Raw genomic sequence first — 24,754 nt, 5'->3', positions numbered from 1 at the left:
GGCGGACTCCACTCGAACAAGATCAAAAAAGAAAAGGATCAGGATATTTTTTAAATCATGATTTTTGACACACGTCCCGCCCGGTGAATGGGGGAAATTTCTTTTGCCACCCTGTCAGCGGCATAAAGTCACGTGCGAACCGCTTTTTGCGATTTTTGTCGACAGCATCCCGGCTGGGATCGCGATCGGAATGGCGGATCATAACGCAATCCGGCACAGAGATCCTCCCCTTCCTGACAGTTTAGATCCTTTTTATCCACAGGCAGTAGTCGGCAAGTGGGTAAGCTTAGCCGATCCTTTTAAAATTAGGCGATGTAATCATCACTCTGGTGAAAAAATAGGACTCCGCTGAGACATTTTTCAGCAGATCGCACACAAGATCTCAGGCCTGTGGATAAGGATCAGACAAGGATCCTTGCGATTTGCCTCAGAGTCCGTATAATTCTCAGCCCTATGTGTCAAGCCTGTGTTCCTGATGGTCATAACCAGATGGATTTGCGGTGTGACCACGGGCCATTCTGGTAAACATTTGGACCCTTTCTGGCAATGTAAATTGACTCAGGACTGTACAGTTATTACAATCCCGCTTCTTTATATGTTGCGACAAGGGCATCGGTCGTATTTTCGCCGAAATGTCTTCGCGTTTACTGATCAGTAATAATTTAAGTTTAGGTAGAAATCGCTATGAAACGCACTTTCCAACCGTCCGTATTGAAGCGCAACCGCACCCACGGTTTCCGTGCTCGTATGGCAACCAAAAATGGTCGTCTGGTTCTGGCCCGCCGTCGTGCGAAAGGCCGTACTCGTCTGTCAGCTGCTTCCAAGTAATAAAGCTAATCGAATTAGTGGTTAAGCTCGCTTTTCCCAGGGAGTTACGTTTGTTAACTCCCCGTCATTTCACTTTCGTCTTCCAGCAGCCACAACGGGCTGGCACGCCGCAAATTACGATACTCGGCCGCCTGAACGAGCTGGGGCATCCCCGCATCGGTCTTACCGTCGCTAAAAAACACGTCAAACGCGCTCATGAACGCAATCGGATCAAACGCCTTACCCGCGAAAGTTTCCGACTGAATCAGCACACGCTGCCGGCGATGGATTTTGTAGTGGTAGCCAAAAAGGGTGTCGCCGATTTAGATAATCGCGCGCTGACGGAAGCGTTGGAGAAATTATGGCGTCGACATTGCCGACAGGCACCCGCATCCTGATTAAACTGATACGTGGTTATCAGTTGTTCATCAGTCCCTTGCTCGGGCCGCATTGCCGCTTTCGACCAACCTGCTCTCAATACGGTATTGAAGCAATTGGTCGTTTTGGCGTGTTAAAAGGCAGTTGGTTGACTTTGAAACGCGTATTAAAATGCCATCCTTTGAACCCAGGTGGTGATGACCCCGTACCGCCGAAAACCGACAATAACAGAGAACTCTAACGATGGATTCGCAACGCAATCTTTTCCTCATCGCTCTGCTGTTCGTGTCTTTCATGATCTGGCAGGCATGGCAAACGGACCACGCTCCGCAACCGGCCAACCAGACCACGCAACAGACTGCGAATACCGCAAACGGTGATGCTGCTAACCAGGCTGTTCCTGGCAGCGGTCAGGGTAAATTAATTACAGTTAACAGTGATGTTCTGTCATTAACTATCAACACTCGTGGTGGCGACATTGAGCAGGCTCTGCTGACTGCTTACCCTACGACTCTGGGTTCTAACCAGCCATTCCAGTTACTGGAAACCACTCCTAATTTCGTCTATCAGGCGCAAAGCGGTCTGACAGGCAAAAATGGTCCAGACAATCCGGCGAACGGCGAACGTCCTCTATTCCAGGCAAGCTCGGATACTTTCACATTGGCTGAAGGCCAGTCTGAACTGCGCATCCCGATGACCTATACGGCTCAGAACGGTGCGGTCTACACCAAAACCTTCGTGATCAAACGTGGTTCTTACGCGGTGAACGTTGAATACAACATCAACAACACCTCGCCAGCTCCGCTTGAACTGACCTTATTTGGCCAGTTGAAACAAACCACCGATTTACCTAAGCACCGTGATACTGGCAGCAATAATTTTGCTCTGCACACGTTCCGCGGCGCAGCATACTCCTCAAGCGATGACAAATATCAGAAGTACGCGTTCGATAAGAGCGAAGCGCTGAATGTCACCACGCAGGGCGGCTGGGTTGCGATGTTGCAGCAGTACTTTGCGACAGCGTGGATCCCGTCTGCGAAAGACACCAACACCTTCTTCACCACCACCAACAACGGTATCTCAACGATTGGCTTTAAAGGCACACCGTTTACCGTGGCACAGGGCGCACAGCAACAAGTTGCGTCCACCCTGTGGGTTGGCCCTGAAATTCAGGACAAGATGGCCGCTATCGCGCCTCACCTTGACCTGACAGTGGATTACGGTTGGTTATGGTTCATCTCTCAGCCACTGTTCAAACTGTTGAAATTCATTCACGGTTTTGTCGGCAACTGGGGCTTCTCGATCATCGTTATCACCTTTATTGTCCGCGGTATCATGTATCCCCTGACCCGCGCTCAGTACACATCGATGGCGAAAATGCGTATGTTGCAGCCGAAACTGGCGGCCATGCGTGAACGTATCGGTGATGACAAACAGCGCATGAGTCAGGAAATGATGGCGCTGTACAAGTCGGAGAAAGTGAATCCATTGGGTGGCTGTCTGCCGCTGGTCATTCAGATGCCAATCTTCCTGGCACTGTATTACATGCTGTCTGGCTCCATTGAATTGCGCCATGCGCCATTCATCCTGTGGATCCATGACTTGTCAGCGCAAGACCCGTACTACATTCTGCCGGTTCTGATGGGTATCACGATGTTCTTCATTCAGAAGATGTCGCCGACTACCGTGACCGACCCAATGCAGCAGAAGATCATGACCTTCATGCCGGTCATTTTCACCGTGTTCTTCCTGTGGTTCCCGTCCGGTCTGGTGGTGTACTACATCGTCAGTAACCTGGTGACCATTCTCCAGCAGCAGCTGATTTATCGCGGGCTGGAAAAACGTGGCCTGCACAGCCGCGACAAGAAAAAGTCATAAGTGATTGTCAGGGCGGCTTCCGTCCTGACAGCTAAACTTGATGATAAAAAGACAAAGGCGGTCATTTGACCGCCTTTTGCACATCCATAATTACCCGTTGGGAAAAACGCTATGAGTACCTCAGATACCATCATTGCCCAGGCAACACCTCCCGGTCGGGGGGGCGTTGGCATTTTGCGCATTTCAGGCCGTGCGGCACGGGATGTGGCACTGGCTGTCTTAGGTAAGCTGCCCAAACCACGTTATGCCGATTATCTGCCGTTTCAGGATGCAGACGGTAGCACGCTGGATCAGGGCATCGCGCTGTGGTTCCCCGGCCCGAACTCCTTTACCGGTGAAGACGTGCTGGAGCTGCAGGGACACGGCGGCCCGGTGATCCTCGATTTACTGCTCCGTCGCATCATCGCGCTGGAAAATGTGCGCATCGCGCGTCCCGGCGAATTCTCTGAACGAGCCTTCCTTAACGATAAACTCGACCTGGCGCAGGCAGAAGCGATCGCCGATCTCATCGATGCCAGCTCCGAACAGGCCGCGCGTTCGGCAGTCAACTCCTTGCAGGGCGCGTTCTCTCAGCGGATCCATCATCTGGTGGAAGCACTCACTCACCTGCGGATCTTTGTAGAAGCAGCGATTGATTTCCCGGATGAGGAAATCGACTTCCTGTCCGATGGTAAAATCGAAGCGAAACTTAATACCGTGATGGGCGATCTCGACGCCGTGCGTGCCGAAGCACGTCAGGGCAGCCTGCTACGCGAAGGGATGAAAGTGGTGATTGCCGGACGCCCTAACGCCGGTAAATCCAGCTTGCTCAACGCCTTAGCGGGGCGCGAAGCGGCAATCGTCACAGATATCGCCGGTACCACCCGCGACGTACTGCGTGAACATATTCATCTTGATGGCATGCCTCTTCATATCATCGATACTGCCGGTCTTCGCGAAGCCAGTGACGAAGTTGAGCGCATCGGTATCGAACGTGCATGGAATGAGATTGAACAGGCTGACTTAGTACTGTTTATGGTGGACGGCACGACAACCACCGCCACAGAGCCTGCTGACATCTGGCCAGAGTTTATGGCGCGCCTGCCAGCAACGTTGCCTATTGTCGTTGTACGTAACAAAGCTGATATAACCGGCGAAGCACTGGGTCAAAGAGAAGTGAATGGTCACTCACTTATCCGTCTTTCCGCCCGTACCGGCGACGGCGTCGATTTGCTGCGCGATCATCTTAAACAGGTCATGGGCTTCAACCACAATATGGAAGGCGGATTCCTCGCCCGACGCCGCCACCTGCATGCGCTGGAAGACGCAGCACAGCATCTGGTTCAGGGTAAAGACCAGCTGTTAGGTGCCTGGGCGGGTGAATTACTGGCAGAAGAGTTACGTCTGGCGCAGCAGTCGCTGAGCGAAATCACCGGTGAATTCACATCCGATGATTTGCTGGGACGTATTTTCTCAAGTTTCTGTATTGGTAAGTGATTTAGCCGCCTCAAAGCAAAAACCCACATCGTGAAATGTGGGTTTTTTATTATCTTACGCTCACCACGCCTTACCACACCTTATAAACACGCCCGGTCTGCGAGCCTTCGACGCTACGGCGGTAAGCTTTCGCCACGCGGGCGGCGGGTGCGGCTTCGAACCCTGGGAAGAACGGACCGTAACTTTGCAGCGATTCCTCAACCACCGTCGGGCTGACGACGTTGATGCGGATCCCACGCGGTAATTCGATGGCAGCTCCGCGAACAAAACCTTCGACGGCCGCATTCACCGTGGTGGCGTTAGCGCCCTGGCGAATAGGCTCTTCAGCGATAATGCCGCTGGTCAGAGTGATCGAACCATTATCATTGAGAAATTTCTGGCCGATCAGCGCAATGCGCACCTGACCAAGCAGTTTATCCTGCAAGCCGGTATTGAATTGTTCTGAAGTCATCTCTTCTAACGGACCAAAATGCAGACTGCCTGTCGTCGCGATGATCGCATCAATTTTCCCAGTGCGTTGAAAAAGCGCCTTTACGCTGCTTTCGTCGGTGATATTTACCTGAAAATCGCCATGGGTCTTACCCGCAGTGATCACCTCATGATTTCCCGTAAACTCGCTGACGACTGCTTTACCTAAAGTGCCTGTCCCGCCAATCACTAAAATTTTCATCATTTACTCCTCAGTTGCTGACCGTAACATCATTGACCAAACTTCAGGTTAGATATATAGAACAGTTATTCGCTCTGAACTAACCACAGGTTAGCAATATGGATAAGTTACGGAATATGGCAGTCTTTGTGGCCGTTGTTGAAACCGGGAATTTCAGCACGGCGGCAGAGAAACTAGGCATTTCCGCCGTTATGGTCGGCAAACATATACAGCAACTGGAGCAGCATCTGAGTACGCGCCTGGTGCAGAGAACCACGCGTAAACAGAATCTGACCGAGGCAGGCGCAGTTTTCTACGAAAACAGCAAACGCGTGCTGGAGCAGGTGAAATGGGCAGAAAGTACCGTAGAGGGTCTGCAAACGACGCCGAGCGGACTGCTGCGCATAAGCGCACCGGTGTCGCTCGGCGCAAACGTGGTATCACCTTTACTTGCCCGCTATTTAGACGCTTTTCCGCAGGTTCAGGTGGAGCTGACGCTCAGTAATACCCGTGTGGATTTCATCGAGGAAGGTTATGACGCGGCGATCCGTATCGGCCCCATCGGTGATGATCGGCTGGTCGCCCGGCCAATGAAACCCTATGAAATGGTGATTTGCGCCACGCCGGCGTACTTACAAAAATACGGCACACCTAAATCGCCGGAGGATTTGAAAACGCATTCGTGCCTGATCCATGCAGTGTGGAATCACAGTGATGGCTGGAAGCTGACCAACGCCGACGGAAGCACCTCGAAATGGCCGCTGTCTGGCCGTTATATCTCCAACGATGGCAACGCCCTGCGCTGCGCGGCTTTGCAGGATGCAGGGCTGCTACTGCAACCGAAAGTTTTGCTGGCTGACGATCTGGCTGCCGGGCGAATGATATCCGTGATGGAGGAATTTGTTCCCGTGCCAAGGCCGATTAATCTGGTGTATTTACCCGATTTCCGACCACGACCGAAGCTCAGCAGTCTGATTAACTTCTTTGTGGAAAATGCGGATTACTGACCATGCAAAAAACGGCAAGTGATCGCTCACTTACCGCTCAATATTATATAGACTCAATTGATGAATCAGAGCTTGAAGCCCGCTACCACGGTTTCCAGCTGAACGGTTTGATCCTGCATCGCCTGCGCGGCAGCAGAAACCTGTTCCACCAGCGCGGCGTTTTGCTGCGTGGCGTTATCAAGCTGGGTGATGGCTATATTGACCTGCTCAATGCCGAGACTTTGTTCCTGACTGGAGGACATGATCTCGTTCATCAGAGTCGCCACGTTATTCACGCCGCCCATCACTTCATCCATCGTGGTGCCCGCCGTAGCCACCAGCTGGCTGCCGGTGGCAATATCCGCCACAGAGTCTTCGATGAGTTTTTTGATCTCGCGGGCAGACGTGGCCGAACGCTGCGCCAGACTACGAACTTCTGAGGCTACCACCGCAAAACCTCGCCCCTGTTCACCTGCGCGCGCTGCTTCTACAGCGGCATTGAGCGCCAGAATATTGGTCTGGAAGGCGATACCGTCGATCACGCTGATGATATCGACAATCTTATGGGATGAACGGGTGATCGATCCCATGGTCGTTACCACCTGTTTGACTACTTCAGATCCTTTCTCAGCAACGGCCGACGCATCGCGCGCCAGCTGATTTGCTCCTTCGGCATTAGCGGCGTTCTGTTTAACCGTACTGGTAAGTTCTTCCATCGAGGCGGCAGTTTGCACAATTGAGCTGGCCTGTTCTTCAGTTCGCGCAGAGAGATCAAGATTTCCGCTGGCTATCTGCCGCGACGCCGAAGTGATTGCCATACTGCTGTCACCGACCTGCCGCAGGATAGATTGCAGGAACGCCAGGAAGCTGTTGAAGCTCTGATTGACTGCGTTGAACTCAGGGCTGCGGCTATCCGGTAAACGACGGGTGAGATCCGCACCACCGGCAGAAAGCTGGCTGATGTTTTTTTGCAGCGCAGCCAGCTGGCGCATGAAAATTTTAATGGCGACGATCAGTACGATTAACAACAGTAATACCATCGGGATTTGCACCATGCCAAGGCTGGCAAGAATACTGTGCGTGCGCGCCAGCAACTGGCTGGTCGGCATATCCGTGACGATATACCACGGCCCCTGAATGTTGCTCATAAACATTGTGTGGGATGTGCCATTGTTATCGTAATCCGCGACCAGATTCGCCTTACCATCAATCTGATCGAGACTGGTGCGGATTTGCGCCGCAAGCGCTGACTGTTCACCTAATGACGCCAGTTTTGGCAGCTTTTCATCGCTGGCGTGGCTGGTGCCGACAATCGTGCCGTCTTTCTCCACGATATAAATCGTCGCATTGACCTTTTTCTCCATCCCGGTCACCAGCTGGTTAAAGAAGCCCAGCGTGACATCGATGGTGGCTACGCCCCACTGTTTGTCGCCTTTGTAAATCGGCATCGCACAGTTAGTTCGCGGCTGCGTGCTGGCGTCGTCGAAATAGGCCGGAGCCCAGACGCACTGTCCTTTTTCACCTTTTGACGCAGCCAGATACCATGACTGATCAAAGTAGTTTGGCGATTCAGCGCTGTTCCAGAAGGTGTTGACCGTCAGTTCATTATTATTATTACGGGCAAAGAAAGTGCTGAATTTGATTTTTGCGGGATCGCGCTGGTTTGGCAGTGGCCAGATACCACCGCCAAAGACGGCGGTATCACCATACTGATCGACCAGCGCAGGCAGCAGGCGATCAATGCTGTCGCTGTCCATCTGTGCCACGGTTTGTGTGATGGTACGCACCTGTGATTCTACTTTATTCAGACGATCGTTGATGGCGACCGCCACATCATCTACCTGATTGGCAACCAGATTACTTTCTGTTTGCTTCAGCTGGGGTGCGATAAAGACCTGGATAACAATGAGTGTAACGATGACCAGCACAATAAAAAACAAGCTGATCAATGCGATAAAGCGAGACTGTGTTGTTTTTAACATATTAGGGTACTCACCGGCAAAGCAGCGAGATCGCTGCTTAACTACTAACGGCATTTTCTGGTGTTTCTTTATGTTGCTATAGTAGATATATCTGGTGGTCAGATCATCTGGGTGAAAAGCCAGAACATCATGCGGATGATATTCTTTCTCATTACGAAGCTAACAACGTAATAGCGTTCACTAAAACGTTATGAAAAACTTTCTGAAACGTAAAAAAACTGTGGTGTATAGCGGGTCTTAAGCGGTTTTTAATGATTTCTCTTAATGTTATTCTTATCGCATGTTGAGAAAATATGGTCGAACCATTAATCATGGAGTGAACAATGGCGTGCCATTTTGCAAGATGGGCAGTAACGGATGCCGAACCTGATACACACCGGGTGCCCAGAGACATCGTATTATCCTCACGAAACCTTTCCGAAAAACAGTGCCGACGCTTTCTGAATGGTCGCGTTCTGCTGGCAGAAATGATTTTCTATTTGTACGGCATTCCCGAGTTGCCCAATGTCATCACCTTACCCAGCGGTCGTCCAAGCTTTGAATCCCCCGATTTGCCCGATTTCAGTCTGGCCTATGCTGGCAGTACGGTCGGCGTTTTGATCAGCAGCGAAGGTAAAGTCGGGCTTGATCTTGAGATCATTCACGCCCGCAGCGCGCTGGTGAATCCTCAACAGCAGGTGCAACTGTCCGCCGTCGAGAAAACCTGGATTGCCATGCAGTCCGATCCGATCGAGTCTTCCCTGCAATTGTGGTGCATCCGCCAGAGCATGCTGAAGATGTCTGGCATCAATGAGCAAAATCCACTGACGCTCAGCTTAAATCCGGCCTCCGGACGTTTACGTTCAACCGTCACGCCGGAGGCGCAGGTAATGAGCGACATAGAAGGCTCTATCACCTGGGCGTGCGCACAGTCACCGTCGATTATCCGTTTACAGTGCTGGCGCTATGAACCGGAAAATGGGTTTACCCGCACGCAAACTCTGTCAGTGGACCAGCAATCTGAATCGCCGCACTACATGAAATTCATCAGCCTGCCGCCCGCCAAATAAAACTTCACTTATGTTTTCATTAACGTTGTATATCGTGGCACAGCTTTTCGTTTATGGTAGAACCCTAAGTTAACCAAAGCAGGAGAAAGCCATGTCAGGTCAGCCACTGAAGTTTGTCACTCTGTTAGGTAGTCTTCGTAAAGGATCTTACAACGCAATGGTGGCCCGCTCGCTGCCGAAAGTCGCGCCAGCCGGTGTCACCATTGAGGCGCTGCCCTCCATCGGCTCAGTGCCACTATACGACGCCGACGTTCAACAGGAAGAAGGGTTCCCGGCAGATATCGAGGCCATTGCGGAACAAATTCGTCAGGCCGATGGCGTGATCATCGTGACGCCGGAATATAACTACTCGGTGCCGGGTGGCCTGAAGAATGCCATCGACTGGATTTCCCGTCTGCCAAACCAGCCACTGGCCGGGAAACCGGTGCTGATCCAGACCAGTTCGATGGGGCCGGTTGGCGGTGCGCGCTGCCAGTATCATCTGCGCCAGATTCTGGTGTTCCTCGATGCAATGGTCATGAACAAACCTGAGTTCATGGGCGGCGTGATCCAAAGTAAAGTCGATGAACAAACCGGCGAGGTGATCGACCAGGGCACGCTGGATTTTCTAAAGGGCCAGCTCACCGCCTTTGCTGATTACACGCATCGCGTCAGCCAATAATTTCGGTATTCCCGGATGCAAAAAGCCCGTTCACTGTTTAAAAGTGAACGGGCTTTTTTAACGCCTGAAAGCGGGTTTCTTACGAATTAATGCCCGTCAACGAACGCGATTTTCAGTACGAACAGCAATGCCACGACGACTACGCATGGGCTGATTTCTCTCCAGCGGCCTGTGCCCAGTTTCATCACAACGTATGAGATGAAGCCCAGCGCGATACCTTCGGTAATGGAGAAACTAAACGGCATCATCACTGCTGTCACAAACGCAGGAACGGCTTCGGTCAGGTCATCCCACGACACGCGTGCCAGACTTGAGGTCATCAGAACCCCGACATAAATCAGCGCGCCGGCTGCGGCGTATTCAGGAACCATGCCCGCCAGAGGTGAAATGAAGATCACCAGCAGGAACAGTAAACCAGTTACTACTGCGGTAAGGCCGGTACGGCCACCCACAGAGACGCCAGAGGTGCTTTCGATGTAAGCGCCTACTGACGATGTCCCGATGAACGCGCCTGCCACAGAGGCCACGCTGTCGACGTACAGCGCCTGCTTCATTTGCGGGAATTTACCCTGCGCATCCGCCAGCCCGGCTTTGTCGGTCACGCCAATCAGCGTGCCCGAGGAGTCAAACAGGTTGACCAGCATGAAGGAGAAAATCACGCCCGCCAGACCGATGTTCAGTGCACCCTTCAGATCCACCTGACCGACTACGGTGGTGATGCTCGGCGGCATCGACCAGAAACCAGTGTAATGCACATCCCCAATCGCCAGACCAATGAGCGTCGTAACGACGATAGACACCAGCACCGAGGCATGGAAATTACGCGACGCCAGCACGGCAATAATGAAAAAGCCCAGTACGCCAAGCAGTACGTTGTGCGAGGTCAGATTGCCGATGGTCACGATGGTGTCAGGATTCGCAACGATGATCCCGGCGTTTTTCAGCCCCATCATACCGATGAACAGTCCGATACCCGCGGTGATCCCCACGCGCAGGCTGATGGGAATATTGGCTATCATCCAGTAGCGGATGCGGAAGATGGTCAGCAGCAGTAAACCGACAGCGCCCCAGAAAATGGCGCCCATCCCGACCTGCCACGAGACCCCCATCGCACCCACGACCACAAACGCAAAGAACGCGTTCAGACCCATCGCAGGCGCCAGCGCTACCGGCAGATTAGCAATCACACCCATCAGGATGCTGCCGAAGGCGGCGATCAGGCAGGTGGTCACAAAGACAGCCTGCTTATCCATTCCCGCGACGCCCAGGATTTGCGGGTTAACAAAAACGATATAGACCATGGTCAGGAAAGTGGTTAAACCGGCGATAGTTTCAGTGCGAACCGTGGTGCCGTGCTGCGTCAGTTTAAACAGACGTTCAGCCAGCCCTTTTCCAGCGGTCGCGTTGCTGTGTGGTGTGCTCATGTGTGAGTTCCAAATGGGGGAAAAACAATCGGGGGGTATCCTAAGGATTTTAGCCGGAAAGCGCCAGCAATGGATGGAGGCAGGAAGACTGACCGCAGTAGCAGTCAGTCTACATGAGCAATAAATCAGTCTTTAAGCACCGCGAGTTCATGCGCAAGCATTCGTTTTTCCAACTCCACCAGCGAGCGCAGGCCGTCGGCCAGCGGCAAGGTTTTGTCATTAAAGATTTCCAGCGACCATGGACCGCTGAACCCTTTTTGATTCAGCGTACTGACGAAATCAACCAGCGGTAAATCACCCTGTCCGGGATAGCAGCGATAACTGCGACTCCATTGCTGGACGTTCATGTCTTTGTAGGGCGCATCGGCCAGTTGCAGGAAGCTGATTTTATCCACTGGCACTTCGTCCAGCCGGTCGAGATTATCGCCGACAGCAAGGATGTGAAAGCTGTCGAGCACGATACCGAGCGCCGGATGATTCACTTCCCGCACGCGATCCCACGCCTGCAGATAGCGGTTAACGTGTTTCCCCCACGCCAGAGCTTCATAGCCGATGCGGATGTCGTACGGCTGCGCCATATCAGCCAGTGCAGCGAGGTCAGCAATCTGCACGTCGCGATCGGCCGAGCTGTCGGTATTGGTATTGCTGCATACCAGCAGATGATCGCAGCCCAGCTCGCTCATCAGATCAAACTGTCGTCGCGCGCTGGCGAGTTTCTCCGGCCTTTTTTCCGGCGCAACACCTTCGAAGTCGCGAAAAGGTTGCAGCAGGAACAGCCGCAATCCCAGAGAATCGGCCAGATTGCGGATAGCGGCCGGTTTTAGCGGATTTTTCAGCAAGTCATCTTCGAAGATTTCCACGCCATCAAACCCCGCCGCGGCAATCGCCTTAAGTTTTTCAGGCATGGTTCCGGGTACAGAAACCGTCGCAATGGAGCGTAATCGTGAAGTGGCAGGCAAAATAGCGTCCTTTTTTTCAGGTTTCGGTCTTACAGTAGTGGACCCTGATCCCCGGTTCGTCAAGTATCACAGGCGCGTGTGAATGCACGGATTGTCGCCCGGCGGATTGTAACTGAGCGGATCAATGGTTAATCTTTGGGGCGTGAATGTGGTTAATGATGAGGGTAAGACGCTGAGCAGCCAAAGTTCCCCGGCGCCGGGACGTAAAAATGATCCGATAGGCCTGAAGCAGCGTATTTTCGACAGCGCGCTGGCTGAATTCGCCGAGTCTGGCCTGATGGGCGCACGTATGGAGAATATCGCCTCCAACGCCAACACCACAAAACGTATGGTGGTCTATCACTATAAGACCAAAGAAGCGCTGTATCTGCTGGTGCTGGAGCACGTGTATCGGGAGATCCGCCAGCATGAGCTCGATCTGGATTTATCAGCCTTTCCACCGGCAGAAGCGATCGTCAGACTGGTAGAAGCCAGTTTTGATTTCCACGTCTCACACCCGGAATTTATTCGTATTGTTTCGACCGAAAACATGCTGCGCGGGCGCTTCATCCGCCAGTCCACCAGTATCCGTGAAATCAATAAATCGGCCTTAACGTTACTGGAAGATATTCTCGAGCGAGGAAAACAGAGCCATCTGTTTAAAGACGATGCGCAGGCGCGTGATGTCCACAGGCTGATCAGCAGTCTGTGTGTGCATCAGGTCGCTAACCAGTACACCTTCGGTGCCTTGTTTGAAAATCCTGACGAAGTGGATTTTCAGGTCGCGCATTATCGCCAGCTGGCGGTGATGGTGGCGCTGCGCTATGTGATGAAATAACCGCTGATCGGACAGCAAAAAGGCCTCGTATGAGGCCTTTTCTGTTTTTACATTTCGCAGGCAGATCAGTCTTTCTTTTCTTTGCTGTCTGTCAGCAACTTGTCTAATGCGTCACCGCCAACGTGACGGAAATCCTGACCTTTCACGAAGTAGAAGATGAATTCGCAAATGTTCTGACAACGGTCACCGATACGTTCGATAGAGCGGGCGCAGAACAGCGCAGTAAGAACGCTTGGAATGGTGCGTGGATCTTCCATCATGTAGGTCATCAGTTGGCGCACTATGCCTTCATATTCCTGATCCACTTTCTTGTCTTCCCGGTAAATCCGCACCGCTTCGTCGAGATCCATGCGCGCGAACGCATCCAGCACGTCATGCAGCATCTGCACGGTGTGGCGGCCCAGCGATTCCAGACTGACCAGCAATGGCTGATGCAAATGCGAGAATTTCTCCAGCGCGGTACGGCAGATTTTATCCGCCACATCGCCGATACGCTCCAGCTCGGAAATAGTTTTGATGATCGCCATGACTAAACGCAGGTCACTGGCGGTCGGCTGGCGTTTGGCAATAATGCGCACGCAGGCTTCGTCGATCGCCACTTCCATCATGTTTACTTTGTCATCGCCTTTGATGACCTGCTGCGCCAGCTCCGCGTCCTGATTGTGCATCGCGGTGATGGCGTCCGTCAGCTGTTGTTCAACCAGCCCGCCCATCGCCAGTACCTGAGTACGGATATGCTCAAGCTCTGCGTTGAACTGGCCGGAAATATGTTTGTTTAAGTTCAGGTTATCCATTTTTCTTACCTCAACCGTAGCGGCCAGTAATGTAATCTTCAGTCTGTTTACGCGCTGGCGAAGTGAACAGCGAATCGGTGTCGCTGTATTCGATCAGTTCGCCCAGATACATAAACGCAGTGCGGTCCGAACAACGCGCAGCCTGCTGCATGTTGTGCGTCACAATCACTACCGTGTAATCAGATTTCAGTTCGGTGATCAGCTCTTCGATACGGCCGGTGGAAATCGGATCCAGCGCCGAGCAGGGTTCGTCGAGCAGCAGCACGTCAGGGCGGATCGCGATACCGCGCGCGATACACAAACGCTGTTGCTGGCCGCCGGAGAGGCTGTAACCGCTCTGATGTAATTTGTCTTTGGACTCATTCCACAGCGCCGCTTTGGTCAGCGCCCACTGCACGCGCTCGTCCATGTCGGTACGGGAAAGCTTTTCAAACAAACGCACGCCAAACGCGATGTTGTCGTATATCGACATCGGGAACGGCGTCGGCTTCTGGAAAACCATGCCGACTTTGGCGCGCAGCAGGGCGATATCTTGCTTATCGACCAGAATGTTTTCGCCGTCGAGCAGGATTTCGCCTTCCGCGTGCTGCTCAGGATACAGCTGATACATTTTGTTGAACGTGCGCAGCAGCGTGGATTTCCCACAGCCCGACGGGCCGATAAACGCGGTTACTTCATTCTTAGCAATATCCAGGGAGATATTTTTCAGCGCGTGGAATTTGCCGTAATAAAAGTTCAGATCGCGAACCTGAATCTTGCTGTTGGATGCGTCAGTCATTCTCAGACATCTCTCTTATTCGCGCGCCGCATTGCGACGCCGGGAAAACAGTGACGGCAGCCGTTATCGCCTGCCATTCATCATGAATTATTGTTTCTTCTGCGCGAAAATCACACGCGCCAGAATGTTCAGCAGCAGCACACACAGCGTTATCAGCAGCACGCCCGCCCAGGCCAGTTGTTGCCATTCGCCAAACGGGCTCATCGCAAATTTGAAGATGGTCACCGGCAGGTTGGCAATCGGCTGCATCATGTCCGTGCTCCAGAACTGGTTGGAGAGTGACGTGAACAGCAGCGGCGCAGTTTCACCGGCGATACGGGCAATCGCCAGCAAGATACCGGTGATAATGCCGGACACCGACGCTTTGAGCGTGATGGCGGAAATCATCTTCCACTTTGGTGTACCCAGTGCATAAGCCGCTTCACGCAGGCTGTCAGGCACCAGTTTGAGCATGTTCTCAGTGGTGCGGATAACGATAGGAATTTGCAGCAGCGCCAGCGCCAGAACGCCCGCCCAGCCGGAGAAGTGCCCCATTTTCGCTACCATAATGGTGTACACGAAAAGGCCGACAACGATGGAAGGCGCGGAAAGCAGAATGTCATTGATGAAACGAATGAACTCCGCCAGCCAGGATTTTCGGCCATATTCAGCCAGATAAATCCCCGCCATCACGCCCAGTGGCGTACCGATTACGGTCGCCCACAAAATCAGCAATCCGCTGCCCGCGATGGCGTTCGCCAGACCACCGCCCGCCGTATTCGGTGGCGGGGTGTTTTCGGTGAACAGCGCCAGCGACATACCGTCGACGCCTTTCACAACGGTAGTGAACAGGATCCACACCAGCCAGAACAAACCGAACGCCATCGTCATCATCGAGACCAGCAGCGCCAGACGATTTTTCTGACGACGCCATGCCTGACGTTTACGGCGCGACTCCAGCAGTTCAGGAGTGCTTTGCATTTCGAGTGTCGTCATCTTAACGGCCCTCTTTCTTAGCCAGACGCATAATCATCACTTTCGACAGCGCCAGAACGATAAAGGTAATCACGAACAGAATCAGGCCCAGTTCCATCAGCGCGGCAGTGTGCAGACCGGCTTCGGCCTCGGCGAATTCGTTGGCCAGCGCAGAGGTAATACTGTTGCCCGGCATGTACAGCGAGACGCTGTCGAGCTGGTAGGTATTCCCGATGATAAAGGTCACAGCCATGGTTTCACCCAACGCGCGGCCGAGACCTAACATCACACCGCCAATCACACCGTTTTTGGTGAACGGCAGTACGATGCGCCAGATCACTTCCCACGTCGTACAACCGATGCCGTAAGCGGACTCTTTCATCATCACCGGCGTTTGCTCGAACACATCGCGCATCACCGAGGCGATGTAAGGGATGATCATGATAGCGAGAATCACACCTGCGGCCAGAATACCGATACCAAAACCGGGGCCTGCAAACAGGGCGCCAACAATCGGGATACCGGAAAGTACGTCACCGACCGGCGTCTGGAAGTACTGCGCAAACAGTGGTGCAAAAACGAATAAACCCCACATGCCGTAAACAATGCTGGGGATAGCCGCCAGCAGTTCGATGGCAATACCCAGCGGACGTTTCAGCCAGTTGGGTGCCAGTTCGGTGAGGAATAATGCGATACCAAAGCTGACAGGTACGGCAATCAGCAAGGCGATAATCGAGGTCACGACGGTACCGTAAATAGGTACCAATGCGCCGAACTGCTCGTTCGGAGCGTCCCAGGTTTTATTCCAGAGGAAGGATAAACCGAACTTTTCGATGCTCGGTAAGGAAGCAATAAACAGCGAGACGATAATACCGCCCAGCATTAATAACACGATCAGCGCAGCCAGTTTGACCAGCGCGCCGAAGATGATGTCACCGTTTTTGCCTGGTGCCTTGATAGCCGGCTTGTATTCAGCCATACCACTCTCTTTTAATTCAGATTTAATTCCCTCCCCGGCCGGAGAGGGAATGAAGCAGAGTTACTATACCCAAAATAATTGGAGTTGCACCAAGGCAGCAAGCAAGTGAATCCCGAATCACTTACTCAATTAAGTGATTCGGGTGAACGAGCGTAGCTAACGCCGGTACAGCTTCAAGTATGACGGGTATTCCTAGTACAGTGCTTTGCCGCTGGAGTCTTTAACATTGGTTTTCCACGCTGCGCGGATCTGCTCAACCACAGAATCAGGCAGTGCGGCGTAATCCAGATCGGTCGTCAGCTTGTTACCGTTTTTGTAAGCCCAGTCGAAGAACTTCAGCACTTCAGTACCTTTGGCTGCATCTTGCTGGTCTTTATAAATCAGGATGAAGGTGGTGGAGCTGATTGGCCACGCATTGTCACCTTTCTGATTGGTCAGGTCCTGAGCGAAGGTTTTCGTCCAGTCAGCGCCTTTCGCCGCTGCGCTGAAGGATTCTTCAGTCGGGGAAATCGCTTTACCGTCGGCATCCACCAGTTTGGTGTAAGCCAGGTTGTTTTGTTTAGCGTAAGCGTATTCTACGTAACCGATTGAGCCTGGCAGACGCTGCACGAATGCCGCCACGCCGTCGTTACCTTTACCGCCCAGACCCGTAGGCCAGTTAACGGTAGAACCGGAACCGATTTTCTCTTTCCACTCGTTGTTCACTTTCGCCAGATAGCTGGTGAACACGAAAGAGGTACCGGAACCGTCAGCACGGCGAACAACCGCGATGTTGGTGTCTGGCAGTTTCACGCCCGGATTCAGCTTAGTGATCGCCGCGTCGTTCCACTTTTTGATTTTGCCGAGGTAGATATCACCCAGCGTCGCGCCGTCCAGCGTCAGCTGACCGGATTTGATGCCAGGGATGTTAACAGCCAGTACCACGCCACCGATCACGGTCGGGAACTGGAACAGGCCGTTTTTGTTCAGATCTTCTTCTTTCATCGGGGCGTCGGACGCACCGAAATCAACGGTTTTGGCGATGATTTGTTTCACGCCGCCGGAAGAACCGATGCCCTGATAGTTAACCTGATTGCCCGTGGCTTTTTGATAAGCATCAGCCCACTTAGCGTAAACAGGTGCAGGGAAGGTACCGCCAGCGCCAGTCAGGTTAGTGGCAGCGAAAGCAGACATTGCTGTGAGGGAAAAAGTCGCTGCTACAAGACCGGCGACGGTGTTACGCATCAATTTCATGTTCCACTCCTGGTGGTTTTAAACTTCCCGACTAATGTCGACGTTAATTAAAGTGTTTGGCACAGGAGGAAAATAGGACAGTTTAGTGACAGTAAAATGTACTTAATATGACAATTTTATGACAGAGGTCGCAATTTAGACAGCCGCTAATCCCAGGCGCGCTTTAGGGCTTCGACGGCCAGCACAATATCGGGGACTTTTACACAAGCAAAACCCAGCACCAACCCATAGCGACCTGTTTGTTCCTCTGAGCTATCCGGCAGCCACGAAGCGCTAAGTGGTGTGATTTCAATCCCCACAGACAGGGCTTGTGCAATTAAACGCTGTTCTGTTTCAAGATTCGCTAAACGAATGGTGACATGCAGACCGGAGGAGACCTGCGGCATGTGACCAATGTGGCTGAGATGCTGGTTCCAGGCGTCGAGCAGGGCATCACGCCGGGCCAGTGCTGCGCGCCGCATACGACGGCTGTGCTGTTGGAAATGCCCTTCGCTAAGGAAAAGTGCCATCGCCATCTGGTCATTCATCGGCGGCTGACGGCTGGCCATCGTGCGCACCAGCAAAAATTGTTCCACCAGCTGCTTCGGGGCCACCAGATAACCTAAACGCAACCCCGGATACATTACCTTAGAAAAAGAACCGATATACAGCACCCTGTTACTCTGATCGATGGCCGCCAGTGGAGTAAGAGGCGTGCCGCTGTAACGGTATTCTCCATCGTAATCATCTTCAATAATCCAGGCTTTGTTCTGTTCTGCCCATTGCAGAATCTCCATCCGGCGTGCCATAGAGAGCGTCGCCCCCGTCGGATACTGGCAAGACGGGCTGACATAGGCCATACGCGCTTTAGGGATATGTTGTAACTGCCCGGTCAGTAGCCCCTCATCATCGACGCCAATCCCATGCATTTTGACACCCAGGCAGGAGAACGCCCCGGCAGCAGCCCAGTAGCAAGGGTTTTCAATGACGACTTCATCTTCGGGACGTAACAATAGTGCCGAGCAGATCATAATCGCCTGTTGTGCGCCCAGCGTAATGACGATTTGTGAGGGATCACACTTTAAACCACGGGCATGTCGCAAATATTGCGCAATCAACTCCCGCAACTGCGGCTCGCCTGCCGGATGCCCGTAACCCATATGCGAGAGCGGTTCGCTGCGCCAGAAACGGGTTTGTAACCGGCTCCAGATATCAAAAGGAAAAAGGTCTATTGCCGGCATACCGATGCGAAACGCTTTGGGCACGCCTTCGTGGATGCGGTGCTGGTTGAACAACGACGCCATAGGCAGGCGGCAACCAATATGTAGCTGCGGTTCAGCCACCATGGTATCGCCGGGCTGCGGGGCTTTCGGCGGCGAGTGCAATTGCGCGACGTAGGTGCCATCACCCACCCGCGTTTCTATAAAACCTTCAGCGAACAGGCGTTCATAGACGTTAACCACCGTGTTACGGGAAATATCCAGCAGCTCCGCCAGCTCGCGGCTGGCCGGAAGCTTAGCTCCGCTACTCTGAGGATTCCCTATAATCAGTTCACGCAACGCATCATAGAGCTGAGCGGAAAGCTTGCGTCCAGGCTTAAGACTAAGACCTGTGAGTTCAAAAGGCAGCTTTGAAGGCAAAATTGGCACCTTTATAGAGGGTGGTTTTGGCTCTTTTATACATCCAATATCAGGAATAGCATAGCCCCATAATGTCAGCCCCTATGGATGTGCATGTTTTGCGAAACCACAGGGACTCAATCTCTGCGAGGATTATTTATGTCTGCTCCAAATACTGTGATTTACTCCGCCAAAAAAATCATCACCATGTGTCCTTCCCAACCGGTAGCCAGTCATGTGGCAGTCAAAGACGGACGGATCCTGGGTGTGGGTTCACTGGATGAGCTTAAAGAATGGGGCGACTGTGTAGTTGATGACACATTTGCCGAAAAAATCATCATTCCGGGGCTTATCGAAGCTCACTCACATGCTACCGGCGGCGGTATGTGGCAGTTCCCCTACGTCGGTTTTTATGACCGCCCCGACTATACCGGCAAAGTCTGGAAAGGTTGCCGTTCATTCGATGAAGTCGTGGAAGCGTTGCAGAAAGTCGAAAAAACCATGACTGATCCGCATGCACCACTGATTGCCTGGGGCGTTGACCCTATCTATTTCGGTAGCGAGAAACTGGGTCGTCAGCATCTGGACCGCGTTTCAACCACCCGTCCGGTGGCGGTTATCCACATGAGCATTCACCTGATGGGTGCCAACACGGCAGCGCTTAACGATTGCGGCATTTTTGCCGACAGCAAGATTGAAGGCGTCGTTAAAAACGAAGACGGCTCACTGCACGGCGAGCTGGTGGAATTCGCCGCTATGGGGCCGGTATTGCAGAAATATGGTTTCTGGGACGCATTAACTACCGAGCAGGCCATTCGCAATTTTGGCCAGGAAGCTTTTCGTGCAGGTTGCACCTCAGCGGCCGATATGGGTTTAACCGACTTTGATAATCCAGAGCTGGCGGCTAACTATATTCGTACGACGCGTGCCGAAGAGTTTCCAATCCGGCTGCTGGTGGCTTACGGCCCTCCGTTTGTGAAAAAACCTTTTATTGAAGCGGTAGAGTTTGCTGCAGATGTGATGAAACACGGCCACGATAAGATGATGTTCGGCCCGATGAAAATTTTCCTCGACGGTTCGATTCAGGGAGGATCCGGCCGGATGCTGGCGCCGGGTTATTTCAAAACAGGCCATAATGGCGCCTGGAATGCCACGCCAGCTGAAATTGATACCCAAGTGTATGAAATCATGAAGCGCGGTTATCAGGTTCATTGCCATTGTAACGGCGATGAAGCTTCAGAAGCTTTTATCCAGGCGGTAGAGAAAACCCTGAACCGCATTCCGGCAGTAAATCACCGTGCAGGCATGCAACATGCGCAAATGCTGCGCGAAGATCAATTCAAGCGCATTAAAACGCTTGGTATGTGCGTTAACTTCTTCAGTAACCACATCTACTACTGGGGCGATCAGCATTACAGCAAAACGATGGGACCGGAACGCGCCAACCGTATGAATGCCTGCGGCAGTGCCGTTCGTCATGGAATTCCTTTCGCTTTCCACAGCGACTGCGGCATAACACCCATTAACCCACTGTTCACCGGCTGGTGCGCAGTAAACCGTGTGACAGCTTTAGGCCGTGTACTTGGCGAACATGAAAAGATCAGCGTAGCAGAGGCCTTGCATGCCATGACCGTCGGCGCGGCATACACCATGAAGCTCGATCATCTGATTGGCAGCATTGAGTGCGGAAAACTGGCCGACTTCACTATTCTGGAAGAAAACCCGCTAACCGTTGAACCCATGCACCTGAAAGATATTCCGGTGTGGGGAACGGTTCTTGGCGGAAAGGTACAGCCGCTGTCCCGGTAACCTGATACCCAATCCCTGCTCGTTCAGATCAGGGATTATCCCTTTCTAAACAGGATTCTTATCCGGTGAACTTAAACCGGAGGGTTTTCTGCTGCTCATTTTCTACAAACTTTGTTGAGGTAATTTATATGGCAACTCATGCCACCCTGCCTTCTGGTGCATCATCCCCCGCCGTTTCGGTATCAGGATGGGCAAAATGGATCCCACTGCTGGTACTTTGTCTGGCCCAGCTTTCTACATCAGGTGATAACGCGACACTGAGTATTGCCACTGGTGCACTGGTTAAAGACCTGCACGCATCCATGGATTTAATCAGCATTGCTAACGCTATGTATTCTCTCGCTGCGGGCTCTCTGATGGTTGCAGCGGGTATGGTCGGGCTGATCATTGGTTGGAAGAAAACCTTCCGCATTGGTTGTGCGCTACTATTCTGCGCCGAACTGACCGCATTCTTTTCCCCCAATATGCAAATCTTCACCTACGGTGCCCGTCTGCTTTCCGGTATCGGCGGTAGCTTTATGATCCCGTCAGTTCTGGGTTTGATTGCCAGTAACTTTAAAGGCCGCGATCAGGCCGTGGCATTTGGTGCTATCGGCGCTGCCAGCGGAGTATCTTTCGCCGCCGGGCCACTTATCTGCGGCACGCTGGTCGACCAGTTTGGCTGGCGCTATGCTTTTGCGGCAATCGCCTGCCTGTGCGTGGTGATTTTCGTCGGATCCTTCATCATCCCGACACCTGCGAAACCAGAACGCAAAGTGCGTTTCGACTTACCAGGCGTTCTGCTGACTGTCATCGGTCTGTTTAGCGTCATTCTGGGTTTTTTGAAGGTTTCCAGTTGGGGTTTGCTCACGCCGTTCGCTGCACCTTTCACTGTGTTTGGTTTAAGCCCGGCACCTTTCCTGGTGCTATTTGGTTTAGTGGTTCTGGCGCTGATGCTGAAATGGGAACGTCATCGTGAAGCTTCAGTCGGCAGCGCGTTGATCCCGATGTCCTTCCTCTCTACGCCACAGGTACGTAACGGCTTATATCTGACAGCATTTATCTTCCTGGCTTATGGCTCAGGTATTTTTGTGACGGTGAGTTTTGTACAAGTTGTGGCTGGATTAAATGGTATTCAGACTGGCCTGATGATTTTACCTTTCGCTTTAGGCGTGGTGATCTTCTCGCTGGGGCTGCCCGTAGTTTGGAAAAATGCTAATCCGAAACGTATGTGTCAGTCAGCGTTATTGATAGGCACACTCGGCTCAGTACTGTGTATATTCGGTTTCGGCCCTTCCAGCTTCTCTGCGATCGTGCCTGTCGGTATGTGTTTGATCGGCGTGAGTATGGGTATCGTTTCCGCCTATTCCAGCTATATTGTAACCAGCGGATTACCCTCAAGGGATGCACAACAATCGGGTGGCGTACAGGCCACATCACGCAATGTCGGTCAGGCAATTGGCGTTGCTGTATGCGGTATGGTGATGCTGACGGCGGTAACAATGGGTGTTCAGGGCGCTGCGCGTAGCGATCCGGCGTTAAGTCCCGATACTCAGACCAAAGTGTCTGAAATGACAGTGATCCCCTACCTGAGTGATACAGGATTCTCGACCCTGATGCTCGAACACGGCATCGTTCAAAAAGACGTGCCAGCCCTGACGCAGGTGTATCAAACCTCAAGGCTTAATGCGACGCGCGCCGGGATGATTGCTACCGCGCTGATGACAGTTCTGTTCCTGTTTGGGACAAGAAACCTGCCTACAAAAACCAAAGGTGCGCAGTCAGATAAAGACTCCGACGAACGCAAGAAGAAAAATTAACATTATATTTCGGGTAATAACCGATTAATTATTATTCCGATATTTTTAGCGCGCGCCCTTTTGCAGGGTGCGCGCTTTTGCGTAGCTGAAATCATCAGGAAAATATTATGACTGAGAAAAAAAGCCTTAACAGACAGGCCATTGGCTTGCCCCTTTTGGTTCTGTGCCTCGCTCAGTTTCTGGCATCAGCAGATAACGTTACGCTGAGTATCGCCACCAGCGCACTGATACGCGATCTCGGCGCTTCGATGTCTCAAATCAGCACCGCTAACACCATGTATCCGCTGGTCGCAGGTACTTTTATGATTGCTGGAGGAATGCTCGGGCTGATTATCGGCTGGCGTAAAACTTTTCGTACCGGCTGCATTCTCTATTTTCTGGCTGAAATTATCGCGGTCTTCTCGCCGTCGATCACCGTATTTATCTGGGCAGCAAGGATCCTGGCCGGGATTGGCGGGAGTCTGATGATACCGGCGGTGTTTGGCATTATTACTGGCAGCTTTCAGGGGCGTGAGCAAGCAATTGCCTTTGGCGCGCTCGGCGCCGCCAGCGGTTTCTCTTTTGCAATGGGCCCGGTGTTGTGCGGTTTGCTGCTCGATACACTGGGCTGGCGCTGGGCTTTTGGCGTTCTGGCCGGGCTGGCGATTATAATACTGGTTTGCTCAGGCAGGGTACCCTCCCCGGCAAAGCCTGAAAGACGCGTTAACTTTGATTTTGCGGGTTTTATTCTCTCAACACTCGGCCTGTTTTTAGTCGTGTTTGGCATTTTGCAAATATCAACCTGGGGACTATTCACTCCGTTCAGACCACCTTTTACCCTTTTCGGCTTCAGCCCGGCGTTGGTATTGGTCGCAGCTGGCCTGCTAATACTCATGTTGATGCTACGCTGGGAAAAATTACGCGAAATGTCTTCAGGCTGTGCCATGATCCCGCAGTCTTTTTTACGCACGCCACAGGTCCGGGCGGGTTTATATCTGACTATGTACATTTTCTTCGCCTACAGCTCAGGGATATTTGTGGTAGTAAGCTTTGTACAAGTGGTCACCGGACTAAATGCCGTTCATACCGGTTTACTCATCATTCCCTTTGCGCTTTGCCTGGCCGTCTCATCGATGGGACTCCCCTTAATTTTCCTGAAACGAAATCCACAGCGCCAATGCAGAGTCGGTTTATTTCTCGGAATGATAGGATCAGCGCTCACTGCATTTGGGATAGAAGGAGTGAGTTTCGATATTACGATCATCACTCTGGGATTGTGTTTAATCGGGGCCAGCATGGGAACGGTCGCGGCTAATGCGCCCTTTTTAATCACCAGCGCCTTGCCAGAACGCGATGCGCAACAATCAGGCGGAATACAAGCCGCCGCAAGAGACGTCGGGCAGGCATTGGGCGTCGCGTTAGTCAGTATGGTGATGCTGACAGCCATGACATTCAGCATGAAGAAATTTACAGCCGAAGTTTCAACAATGAGTCCGCAAACTTTTCAGACGGTAAAAAATTTAACGGTTATTCCTTATCTCAGCGATGCAGGCTTTGAGTTGATGATGGTAAAAGAGGGTGCTAATCCACAGGATCTCGTCGCACTGACGTCGATTTATCAGCGTTCCCGGGCAAGGGTTACCCGCGCGGGGCTGTTTTCGATGACGATAATGACGCTGCTTTTTCTGATGGGAACAGGGAAAATTCCGGTGACGCTGGAAGGTTCTGATCTGAAAGGTGGAAGGGCACGAAATAGTTAACTACT

At 52.4% G+C, this 24,754-nt stretch carries 23 protein-coding genes and 1 pseudogene; 14 read left to right on the top strand and 10 right to left on the bottom strand.

Annotated features, from left to right (window positions below; all coding sequences use genetic code 11):
- Positions 1-103 precede the first annotated feature (103 nt).
- From GE278_21415 to mnmE, 7 genes and pseudogenes are all read left to right on the top strand, one after another.
- Complete coding sequence (locus GE278_21415; protein QLK63152.1) at positions 104-352, top strand: hypothetical protein; 249 nt, start codon at positions 104-106, stop codon at positions 350-352.
- Positions 349-651, top strand: a pseudogene (locus tag GE278_21410) (hypothetical protein). The gene GE278_21415 and the pseudogene GE278_21410 overlap by 4 nt, the downstream one beginning before the upstream one ends.
- Positions 652-684: 33 nt before the next feature.
- Positions 685-828 carry a 50S ribosomal protein L34 gene (gene rpmH / locus GE278_21405; protein QLK63151.1) on the top strand — a complete coding sequence of 48 codons (144 nt, stop codon included), beginning with the start codon at positions 685-687 and terminating at the stop codon, positions 826-828.
- A gap of 17 nt (positions 829-845) precedes the next feature.
- Entirely contained in the window at positions 846-1,205 is a 360-nt protein-coding gene (gene rnpA / locus GE278_21400; GenBank protein ID QLK63150.1) for a ribonuclease P protein component, read from the top strand.
- A complete protein-coding gene (yidD, locus tag GE278_21395; protein QLK63149.1) occupies positions 1,169-1,426 on the top strand; it encodes a membrane protein insertion efficiency factor YidD in 258 nt (85 codons plus the stop codon). Before rnpA ends, yidD begins: the two co-directional genes overlap by 37 nt.
- Before the next feature lie 2 nt (positions 1,427-1,428).
- Positions 1,429-3,063 carry a membrane protein insertase YidC gene (gene yidC, locus GE278_21390; GenBank protein ID QLK63148.1) on the top strand — a complete coding sequence of 545 codons (1,635 nt, stop codon included), beginning with the start codon at positions 1,429-1,431 and terminating at the stop codon, positions 3,061-3,063.
- A gap of 111 nt (positions 3,064-3,174) precedes the next feature.
- Positions 3,175-4,539: a tRNA uridine-5-carboxymethylaminomethyl(34) synthesis GTPase MnmE gene (gene mnmE, locus GE278_21385; GenBank protein ID QLK63147.1), complete on the top strand. Its 1,365-nt coding sequence runs from the start codon at positions 3,175-3,177 to the stop codon at positions 4,537-4,539.
- Positions 4,540-4,609: 70 nt separating this feature from the next.
- Here mnmE and GE278_21380 read toward each other — a convergent pair whose 3' ends face one another.
- Positions 4,610-5,209 (bottom strand): short chain dehydrogenase, encoded by a 600-nt coding sequence (locus GE278_21380; protein QLK63371.1) that lies wholly within the window; start codon positions 5,207-5,209, stop codon positions 4,610-4,612.
- 98 nt (positions 5,210-5,307) lie between these two features.
- Here GE278_21380 and GE278_21375 point away from each other — a divergent pair, with 98 nt between their 5' ends.
- Positions 5,308-6,195 (top strand): LysR family transcriptional regulator, encoded by an 888-nt coding sequence (locus GE278_21375; protein QLK63146.1) that lies wholly within the window; start codon positions 5,308-5,310, stop codon positions 6,193-6,195.
- 65 nt (positions 6,196-6,260) lie between these two features.
- Here GE278_21375 and GE278_21370 read toward each other — a convergent pair whose 3' ends face one another.
- Positions 6,261-8,156, bottom strand: coding sequence for a methyl-accepting chemotaxis protein (locus GE278_21370; GenBank protein QLK63145.1), 1,896 nt, complete (start codon positions 8,154-8,156; stop codon positions 6,261-6,263).
- 323 nt (positions 8,157-8,479) lie between these two features.
- On the opposite strand from GE278_21370, the gene GE278_21365 reads away from it, so the two are divergent.
- Together GE278_21365 and GE278_21360 are read left to right on the top strand one after the other, a co-directional pair.
- Positions 8,480-9,205 (top strand): hypothetical protein, encoded by a 726-nt coding sequence (locus GE278_21365; protein QLK63144.1) that lies wholly within the window; start codon positions 8,480-8,482, stop codon positions 9,203-9,205.
- A gap of 91 nt (positions 9,206-9,296) precedes the next feature.
- The gene (locus GE278_21360) at positions 9,297-9,866 is read left to right on the top strand and encodes a hypothetical protein (protein ID QLK63143.1); all 570 of its coding nucleotides are present in this window, start codon (positions 9,297-9,299) and stop codon (positions 9,864-9,866) included.
- A gap of 86 nt (positions 9,867-9,952) precedes the next feature.
- Here the strand turns inward: GE278_21360 and GE278_21355 are convergent, their stop codons facing one another.
- Positions 9,953-11,290, bottom strand: coding sequence for an NCS2 family permease (locus tag GE278_21355; GenBank protein QLK63142.1), 1,338 nt, complete (start codon positions 11,288-11,290; stop codon positions 9,953-9,955).
- Between the two features lie 125 nt (positions 11,291-11,415).
- Positions 11,416-12,249, bottom strand: coding sequence for a TIM barrel protein (locus GE278_21350; GenBank protein QLK63141.1), 834 nt, complete (start codon positions 12,247-12,249; stop codon positions 11,416-11,418).
- Positions 12,250-12,373: 124 nt separating this feature from the next.
- On the opposite strand from GE278_21350, the gene GE278_21345 reads away from it, so the two are divergent.
- Positions 12,374-13,066 carry a TetR family transcriptional regulator gene (locus GE278_21345; protein QLK63140.1) on the top strand — a complete coding sequence of 231 codons (693 nt, stop codon included), beginning with the start codon at positions 12,374-12,376 and terminating at the stop codon, positions 13,064-13,066.
- A gap of 65 nt (positions 13,067-13,131) precedes the next feature.
- Here GE278_21345 and phoU read toward each other — a convergent pair whose 3' ends face one another.
- The 6 genes from phoU to GE278_21315 all read right to left on the bottom strand — a co-directional run bounded on the left by phoU (position 13,132) and on the right by GE278_21315 (position 19,423).
- Entirely contained in the window at positions 13,132-13,860 is a 729-nt protein-coding gene (gene phoU, locus GE278_21340) for a phosphate signaling complex protein PhoU (GenBank protein QLK63139.1), read from the bottom strand.
- 10 nt (positions 13,861-13,870) lie between these two features.
- Positions 13,871-14,638: a phosphate ABC transporter ATP-binding protein PstB gene (pstB, locus tag GE278_21335; protein QLK63138.1), complete on the bottom strand. Its 768-nt coding sequence runs from the start codon at positions 14,636-14,638 to the stop codon at positions 13,871-13,873.
- 87 nt (positions 14,639-14,725) lie between these two features.
- A complete protein-coding gene (gene pstA / locus GE278_21330; protein ID QLK63137.1) occupies positions 14,726-15,613 on the bottom strand; it encodes a phosphate ABC transporter permease PstA in 888 nt (295 codons plus the stop codon).
- Position 15,614: 1 nt separating this feature from the next.
- The gene (gene pstC, locus GE278_21325; protein QLK63136.1) at positions 15,615-16,571 is read right to left on the bottom strand and encodes a phosphate ABC transporter permease PstC; all 957 of its coding nucleotides are present in this window, start codon (positions 16,569-16,571) and stop codon (positions 15,615-15,617) included.
- A 192-nt stretch (positions 16,572-16,763) separates the two neighbouring features.
- Entirely contained in the window at positions 16,764-17,804 is a 1,041-nt protein-coding gene (gene pstS / locus GE278_21320; protein ID QLK63135.1) for a phosphate ABC transporter substrate-binding protein PstS, read from the bottom strand.
- A 146-nt stretch (positions 17,805-17,950) separates the two neighbouring features.
- Positions 17,951-19,423 (bottom strand): aminotransferase class I/II-fold pyridoxal phosphate-dependent enzyme, encoded by a 1,473-nt coding sequence (locus GE278_21315; GenBank protein QLK63134.1) that lies wholly within the window; start codon positions 19,421-19,423, stop codon positions 17,951-17,953.
- Positions 19,424-19,561: 138 nt separating this feature from the next.
- Here GE278_21315 and GE278_21310 point away from each other — a divergent pair, with 138 nt between their 5' ends.
- From GE278_21310 to GE278_21300, 3 genes are all read left to right on the top strand, one after another.
- A complete protein-coding gene (locus GE278_21310; GenBank protein QLK63133.1) occupies positions 19,562-21,211 on the top strand; it encodes an amidohydrolase family protein in 1,650 nt (549 codons plus the stop codon).
- A gap of 128 nt (positions 21,212-21,339) precedes the next feature.
- Positions 21,340-23,010: an MFS transporter gene (locus GE278_21305; GenBank protein ID QLK63132.1), complete on the top strand. Its 1,671-nt coding sequence runs from the start codon at positions 21,340-21,342 to the stop codon at positions 23,008-23,010.
- Between the two features lie 107 nt (positions 23,011-23,117).
- On the top strand, positions 23,118-24,749 hold the full coding sequence (locus tag GE278_21300) for an MFS transporter (protein ID QLK63131.1): 1,632 nt from the start codon (positions 23,118-23,120) through the stop codon (positions 24,747-24,749).
- Positions 24,750-24,754: the final 5 nt, after the last annotated feature.

Source organism: Enterobacteriaceae bacterium Kacie_13, from assembly GCA_013457415.1.
In the GTDB taxonomy this organism is placed as follows: Bacteria; Pseudomonadota; Gammaproteobacteria; order Enterobacterales; family Enterobacteriaceae; genus Rahnella.
The sequence above is the reverse complement of the archived record's forward strand: the minus strand, read 5'-3'. Positions and strand labels throughout refer to the sequence as shown.

Bases quoted from the DNA above. Each gene is read 5' to 3' on its own strand.
- rpmH (QLK63151.1), top strand. From the start codon at position 685: ATGAAACGCACTTTCCAACCGTCCGTATTGAAGCGCAACCGCACCCAC.
- yidD (QLK63149.1), top strand. From the start codon at position 1,169: ATGGCGTCGACATTGCCGACAGGCACCCGCATCCTGATTAAACTGATA.
- yidC (QLK63148.1), top strand. From the start codon at position 1,429: ATGGATTCGCAACGCAATCTTTTCCTCATCGCTCTGCTGTTCGTGTCT.
- mnmE (QLK63147.1), top strand. From the start codon at position 3,175: ATGAGTACCTCAGATACCATCATTGCCCAGGCAACACCTCCCGGTCGG.
- GE278_21380 (QLK63371.1), bottom strand. From the start codon at position 5,209: ATGAAAATTTTAGTGATTGGCGGGACAGGCACTTTAGGTAAAGCAGTC.
- GE278_21375 (QLK63146.1), top strand. From the start codon at position 5,308: ATGGATAAGTTACGGAATATGGCAGTCTTTGTGGCCGTTGTTGAAACC.
- GE278_21370 (QLK63145.1), bottom strand. From the start codon at position 8,156: ATGTTAAAAACAACACAGTCTCGCTTTATCGCATTGATCAGCTTGTTT.
- GE278_21365 (QLK63144.1), top strand. From the start codon at position 8,480: ATGGCGTGCCATTTTGCAAGATGGGCAGTAACGGATGCCGAACCTGAT.
- GE278_21360 (QLK63143.1), top strand. From the start codon at position 9,297: ATGTCAGGTCAGCCACTGAAGTTTGTCACTCTGTTAGGTAGTCTTCGT.
- GE278_21355 (QLK63142.1), bottom strand. From the start codon at position 11,290: ATGAGCACACCACACAGCAACGCGACCGCTGGAAAAGGGCTGGCTGAA.
- GE278_21345 (QLK63140.1), top strand. From the start codon at position 12,374: ATGGTTAATCTTTGGGGCGTGAATGTGGTTAATGATGAGGGTAAGACG.
- phoU (QLK63139.1), bottom strand. From the start codon at position 13,860: ATGGATAACCTGAACTTAAACAAACATATTTCCGGCCAGTTCAACGCA.
- pstB (QLK63138.1), bottom strand. From the start codon at position 14,638: ATGACTGACGCATCCAACAGCAAGATTCAGGTTCGCGATCTGAACTTT.
- pstA (QLK63137.1), bottom strand. From the start codon at position 15,613: ATGACGACACTCGAAATGCAAAGCACTCCTGAACTGCTGGAGTCGCGC.
- pstC (QLK63136.1), bottom strand. From the start codon at position 16,571: ATGGCTGAATACAAGCCGGCTATCAAGGCACCAGGCAAAAACGGTGAC.
- pstS (QLK63135.1), bottom strand. From the start codon at position 17,804: ATGAAATTGATGCGTAACACCGTCGCCGGTCTTGTAGCAGCGACTTTT.
- GE278_21310 (QLK63133.1), top strand. From the start codon at position 19,562: ATGTCTGCTCCAAATACTGTGATTTACTCCGCCAAAAAAATCATCACC.
- GE278_21305 (QLK63132.1), top strand. From the start codon at position 21,340: ATGGCAACTCATGCCACCCTGCCTTCTGGTGCATCATCCCCCGCCGTT.
- GE278_21300 (QLK63131.1), top strand. From the start codon at position 23,118: ATGACTGAGAAAAAAAGCCTTAACAGACAGGCCATTGGCTTGCCCCTT.